Below are 5,659 nucleotides of genomic sequence, written 5' to 3'. Positions count from 1 at the left end.
GTCCGGAAGCTTCCGCGTCCCGTCGGGCCGAGCTCTGGGTGCTATGGCAACACTCTCGCCGGGGCCGTATTGCTCGTTAGACGCAGCGCTCGCCGCGATCGAGACTCATACGCGAGGCGTGTGCAGACGGCAGCCAGAGGAGCGCGGACACCAGACGCCTACCGGCCCGGACAAGGAGGACGCCTGAAGGCACGGGCCTGGCCGAGGCTCTACAGCCAAGTACGCTGGCGGGATGCGGCGCCAGATGATCTGCAAGCGGGCGGAACTCATATAAATCCCTCCAAACTCGTGGATTCATAACCGGAACCGGACCMACTGATTTTGCGGCTATTGCTGGATCGATCTGCCGCCCGCCAGCCCTCTTCCTTTTGGGAATAGCGAGCTCGGTCCGCATCGCCTTCAAGCTCAGCCGTGCAGGCGTCGGTGGAGATAGAGCGCGCCCCGTGATCGGCTCGATTTCCGTCTCTCGGCCGGGCTCACAACGATGCTCGCGCCAAAGCGTCCTCAGCTTCCTCTTTGGTTTCGAAGGGACCCGAAAGTTCATCGAACCCTCGATCCTCCCAAGATGGAAGGACGTAGACAGGAACAATGCCGTCTTTCCAAGCGACGATAGTCTCGATGACCTATCCCGGCTTGCCGGGTTCGTAGCGGGAAAGTTCTACTACGCGTTCAGACGGACGAGATGATGGAGTGCCTTTCTCATCGACCACCAGCCCTGCCGCCAATCAAAATCCCATTGCGCCACGACGGTTCCCGCTCCTTCGCGTCTCGCTATGCTGTGAAGAACGGGCGGCGGCGCTGATTCACCCATTGCGCCGCCTAGAGTGTAGCTGCGGATGCATTCCGCGGAATTCGGGAGACGGTTCGCAATCTCCCATCGCCCCCTTTGATGATCACGCGGGCAGAAGAACACACCGATCGCCACCTCCCGCATCATCCCAGGGGCCAGCCCGAAAATGCCGACCATGAATAATTATTCATGGAACCAACAACTTAGCATGTCGTTTCCTCGCTGGCGGGGGCTAACAGGAGATCCACTATGATCAAGAAGATTGTTCTTGTTGCTGCACTGGCAGCCATGCCTGCGACCGTGTTTGCGCAGTCCAGCTCCGGAGCAGCAGGTGGGGCCGCCGCCGGCGCAGGAACCGGAGCTGTCGGCGGTGCGATTGTCGGGGGGCCAGCGGGAGCCGCGGTAGGAGCAGTCGGTGGCGCCGCGGCTGGCGCGATCGTCGGTGGCATTGCGGCCGACCAGCGCACCGAGTTCCGCACCTATGTGAAGGAGCAGAAGGTGCCTTCGGTGACTTACCGCGAGAAGGTCGTGGTCGGCGCTACTCTTCCCGAAACCGTCACCTATCGAGAGGTTCCGGCTCGATACGGAAAAACCCAGTATCGCTACACCGTCGTGAACGATCAGACGGTGCTGGTCGAGCCGAAGACCCGCAAGATCGTTCAGATCATCGAATAATCACTTAGCCACGGAGAGGCCCGCCACGACCGGCGGGCCTTTCCGCCGCCGTGTTGGCGTGTTGGCCATCGGAGCCCTGCGATCCCAGGCGGTGGAGCGACGCTTCTTCCGAACCACGCCAAGCCTTGCTTTGTGATGCCGGTCCGTGCGCCTCATTCCGACCTTTTCTGGCATCGTCCTCAACCGTCGCGGCGTTGGGCAACTTTTTTGAGTGCCCGAAGTTCCCTCGCTTTGGGAGTGACCGAATTGCGCGCTMAACGTCTGCTTGCCCAATTGTCATTGGCGGCCCTGATCGGAGTTGGGGGATCGATCATCGCCAGGCAGTTCGAGGGGCGCGCCAAGGGGGGCGCCAAGGGGCCCGCAAAGGGTGGCGGACACACGGGATTTCGCAAAGGGGAAGATGCGAAGGCACCGACCGAGATTCCCCCTGGGGGCTGGGCAGCGATCCTCCGACGGACCTATGCCGAGGTCGGGAAGGACCGGGTGCTGGCCGTGGCCGCCGGTGTCACCTTCTATGGGCTGCTTGCGCTGTTTCCGGCCATCACCGCCTTCGTTTCGCTGTACGGGATCATTGCCGATCCGGCCACTGTCGCGGGCGAATTGGCAATGGCGGAAGGCTTGTTGCCATCCGGCGCCCTCGAGGTCGTTCGCGATCAGATCACCCGGATCGCCACAGGCGATGAAACGAAGCTCGGAATAGCGTTCCTGATCAGCCTCGGTCTGTCGGCATGGAGCGCGAATGCTGGTGTGAAGGCGCTCTTCGATGCGTTGAACGTCGCCTACGGCGAGGAGGAGAAGCGCAGCTTCCTCCGACTAAACCTGACCACGCTCGGCTTCACACTTGCAATCCTCCTCTTCGCCTTGCTGGCACTCGGCGCCATCGCCGCCGTGCCCGTGTTGCTGGAATTCCTGTACCTGGGTCCGGCAGCAGAATGGATTCTCTGGCTCGGGCGCTGGCCGGCCGTGATCCTCGTCCTGATGCTCGGGCTTTCCGCTCTCTATCGGTTTGGACCCAGCCGCGACAACGCACAGTGGAAATGGGTCAGTCCCGGTGCCATTCTGGCCAGCGTGAGCTGGCTGGTCGGCTCGCTCGCGTTCTCCTGGTACGTCGCGACTTTCGAGGATTACAACAAGACCTATGKCACGCTCGGCGCAGTTGTCGCGCTGCTGATGTGGATGTGGCTGTCAGCGACGATCGTACTGGTCGGAGCTGAACTGAATTCAGAAGCCGAACGCCAGACCTTGCGGGACACGACCAAGGGCCCGCCGGAGCCAATCGGGTTTCGAGGTGCTGACGCAGCGGATAACAAGGGGTGACGGCCACCGCCGACTGGGCGCGAAAGCTCGGAAACGCTCTTGGCCGTCACGTCTCGCGGGTCAGTGTCGTTCCATCTTCAGTGATTTCAAAGATGTGATCGTCAACGAGACGCACGTCCCGTCCATCGGCCAAGCCGTATGATATGAGGCCCCGCTCAGCGCCATCGCTTTTGAATAGGCGGGTTAGGAGTGGAAGCTTTCGCCTGACGATGACGATGAGCAACCGCCCTCACCCATCACGGCATTCTACCCGGTAGAGTTCCTTCATACCGACTCTCCTCGAAAGCCTCCCGCGCGTTTTCTTTAGCGGTCCGCCGGTCCGCTGCGTTCCGGCCCCCTCGCGGATCATCCGGGTGAAGGTCGGGCCGAGCGTGGCCCGCTGCCGGAGCGCCAGGGCGACGCCCAGCGCTCGTCGATCAGCGGAAAGTTCGCGACGCTGGATGGGCTACCTGATATGGATAAGGCGGGGCTGTGTGATCCACAGTGGTGGTCGTGATGCGCGAAGAGTTTCCAGCTCATCCGCACCCTCATCGCAGGCTTGCGGCTATCCTCGCGGCGGACATCGTTGGTTACAGCCAGATGATGGGTCACGACGAGGAAGGAACGGTTCGCCGGCTGAAGCAGGTTCGCCGCGAGATCGTCGATCCCACACTTGAAGAGCACTACGGGAGGCTCATAAAGAACACCGGCGATGGCTTCCTCGCTATGTTCGACAGTCCGCTCGAAGCCGTGAGATGCGCGATTGTCATTCAGCAGTCCGTGACGGCAAGGAACACCGATCTTCCGCGTGAACACAGGCTTCAATACCGGATAGGGGTGAACCTAGGCGACGTTATCGTTGAGCCGGACGATGTCTTCGGCGATGGCGTCAACATCGCCGCGCGCCTGGAGGCTCTAGCGACCCCCGGCGGCGTCTATATCTCCGGCGGAGTCTACGAACAGATCAAGAATAAGCTGGTCTGCGGATATCAGTCGCTTGGCGACGAGAAGCTGAAGAACATCACCGATCCTGTTCGCATCTATCGTGTGCTTCCCGATCCAGCTTCCTTCACTCGCGCGACGAAAAAAAGACGCCTATTTTTGATACCTGCGGGGATCGCGGCAGCATTTGCGCTGCTTGCCGCAGGCCTCTACTCCGCCGGCTACTTGGTCGGCGGAAAGCCAAGTCTGGTGTCAGTCGAACAGCGCCCGCAATGGGTGCCCGTCCCCCTCGTCACCGTGACAAACCAACCTACCCGTGCCCCACGGGTTGAGACGCCGGCAAGCAACAATGCTGATGCGGCCAGACCTTTGGCCCCATTGGCGGATCCCACGCCTGGCGCCCCAGCTTCAGATCCGCAGGTCGCGATTTTGACTCCGAACCTTCCTGCTGCACGGATGATCCAAACCGCTTCCGGCTTCCGGGACTGCGAAACCTGCCCCGAAATGATCCGCATACCCGGCGGGGCTTTTCGGATGGGTAGCGACGAAGACCCCTCGGAACAACCGATCCGGACCGTGACCATCTCGCCGTTTGCAATCGGTCTGTCGCCCATCTCCGTCGCCGAGTGGAACCGATGCGCGGCCGCAAAGGGCTGCAACTTCTCGCTCGACGGAAGCGACACAACGCCAGCCCGCAATCTGAGCTGGCTCGATGCCAAGCAATATGTGGACTGGCTCGCGCAATTGACCGGTAAGCCATACCGTTTGCCGAGCGAAGCGGAGTGGGAATACGCCGCAAGGGCGGGCACCTCGACCCGCTTTTGGTGGGGTCGAGAGCTCGAACCCGGTAACGCCAATTGCAGGGACTGCGGCGGGCCTCAAGATCCGAAGGTTCCGATGCCGGTCGGCAGTTTCGCGCGCAATGCATTCGGGGGTGCCGATTTCGGAGGCGGCGTCGCGCAGTGGGTGGCCGATTGCTGGCTGCCCAACTACCGGGATGCGCCGTTGGAGGGCTCCCCTCGGACGGTTGAGAATTGCCGCGAGAATGTCTTGAGAGGCGGCTCCTGGCGAAGCAACGCTGTCTCGGTGAGGCCAGCGAGCCGGACCCATTACGATACGGGCGTCCGTTACCCTGCACACGGATTCAGGATAGCTCGCTCGCTCTGACAGGAGGGTTCCATGGGCCGATCCGCCAGCGGCATCTTTCTCGCCTTTGCTGTAGTCAGCCTTTTCCCGCTCGAAACCTTGGCGCAGACAGCGCCGGGCCCAACGCCCTCCACACCGCAACGGGCGCCATCTCCGGATGCGCGCCTGTACATCATCTATCCTTGGGACGGAGCGCAGATCCGCGGCGAATTCTGGGTGCGGTTCGGCCTACGAAATATGGGCGTGACGCAGGCCGGCAGCTCCGCTCCGAATGCCGGACATCACCACCTTCTGGTCGATGTCACCGATGAGATTGTTCCGGACGAGCCGCTTCCGTCAGACAACAAGCATCTTCACTTCGGTGCAGGGCAGACTGAGGCGAGGCTTGAGTTGCCGCCTGGCAAACATACCCTGCAATTGGTGCTCGGCGACCCCGACCACCGGCCATTCAAACCGATGCTMATTTCGAAGAAGGTGACCATAACTGTGTTGCCAGCGGCGCCGGCGAGAACGTTGAAGAAGGCCAGTGGAAAGGGTGCTTAAGGTCTAGGGAGCCCACTCCTGTGCTCCGGTGGCCCCATCCGCGGCCCGCACTTCTTTTCATGGTTCTGGTATTGGGCGAACAAACCCGGTCGTGGTGAAACTGTCGAGAGACCAGTTCGTTTTCTCTGCGTGGTGGCTCTCCATCCTTAGGAGCCGCACGGCCTAGGTGTTTGATCCCGGGCTTTGATGGTGCAGTCTTTTCGCGTGAGTGGAAGGAGGCGCTATGGGCCAGGTTCACCATGGGAGCGCCACGACGACAGAGGCGGT

The 5,659-nt window shown here is 61.6% G+C and carries 4 protein-coding genes; all 4 read left to right on the top strand.

Going from position 1 to position 5,659, the window contains the following annotated elements:
* Nucleotides 1-1,039: 1,039 nt before the first annotated feature.
* Complete coding sequence (locus tag AC1DJT_RS33870) at nt 1,040-1,465, top strand: DUF1236 domain-containing protein (protein WP_476769818.1); 426 nt, start codon at nt 1,040-1,042, stop codon at nt 1,463-1,465.
* Nucleotides 1,466-1,948: 483 nt separating this feature from the next.
* Nucleotides 1,949-2,782 carry a YihY/virulence factor BrkB family protein gene (locus tag AC1DJT_RS33865; RefSeq protein ID WP_476835792.1) on the top strand — a complete coding sequence of 278 codons (834 nt, stop codon included), beginning with the start codon at nt 1,949-1,951 and terminating at the stop codon, nt 2,780-2,782.
* A gap of 495 nt (nt 2,783-3,277) precedes the next feature.
* Nucleotides 3,278-4,870, top strand: coding sequence for an SUMF1/EgtB/PvdO family nonheme iron enzyme (locus tag AC1DJT_RS33860; protein WP_476832962.1), 1,593 nt, complete (start codon nt 3,278-3,280; stop codon nt 4,868-4,870).
* A 12-nt stretch (nt 4,871-4,882) separates the two neighbouring features.
* Entirely contained in the window at nt 4,883-5,392 is a 510-nt protein-coding gene (locus AC1DJT_RS33855) for a DUF4399 domain-containing protein (protein ID WP_441508568.1), read from the top strand.
* Nucleotides 5,393-5,659 lie beyond the last annotated feature (267 nt).

This window comes from Allobosea sp. 05T422_2 (assembly GCF_056396265.1).
This window is presented reverse-complemented; position numbering and strand designations above follow the sequence as displayed.

What these genes read in the sequence shown, in the direction of transcription:
- AC1DJT_RS33870 (WP_476769818.1), top strand. Translation starts at nt 1,040, where the DNA reads ATGATCAAGAAGATTGTTCTTGTTGCTGCACTGGCAGCCATGCCTGCG.
- AC1DJT_RS33860 (WP_476832962.1), top strand. Translation starts at nt 3,278, where the DNA reads ATGCGCGAAGAGTTTCCAGCTCATCCGCACCCTCATCGCAGGCTTGCG.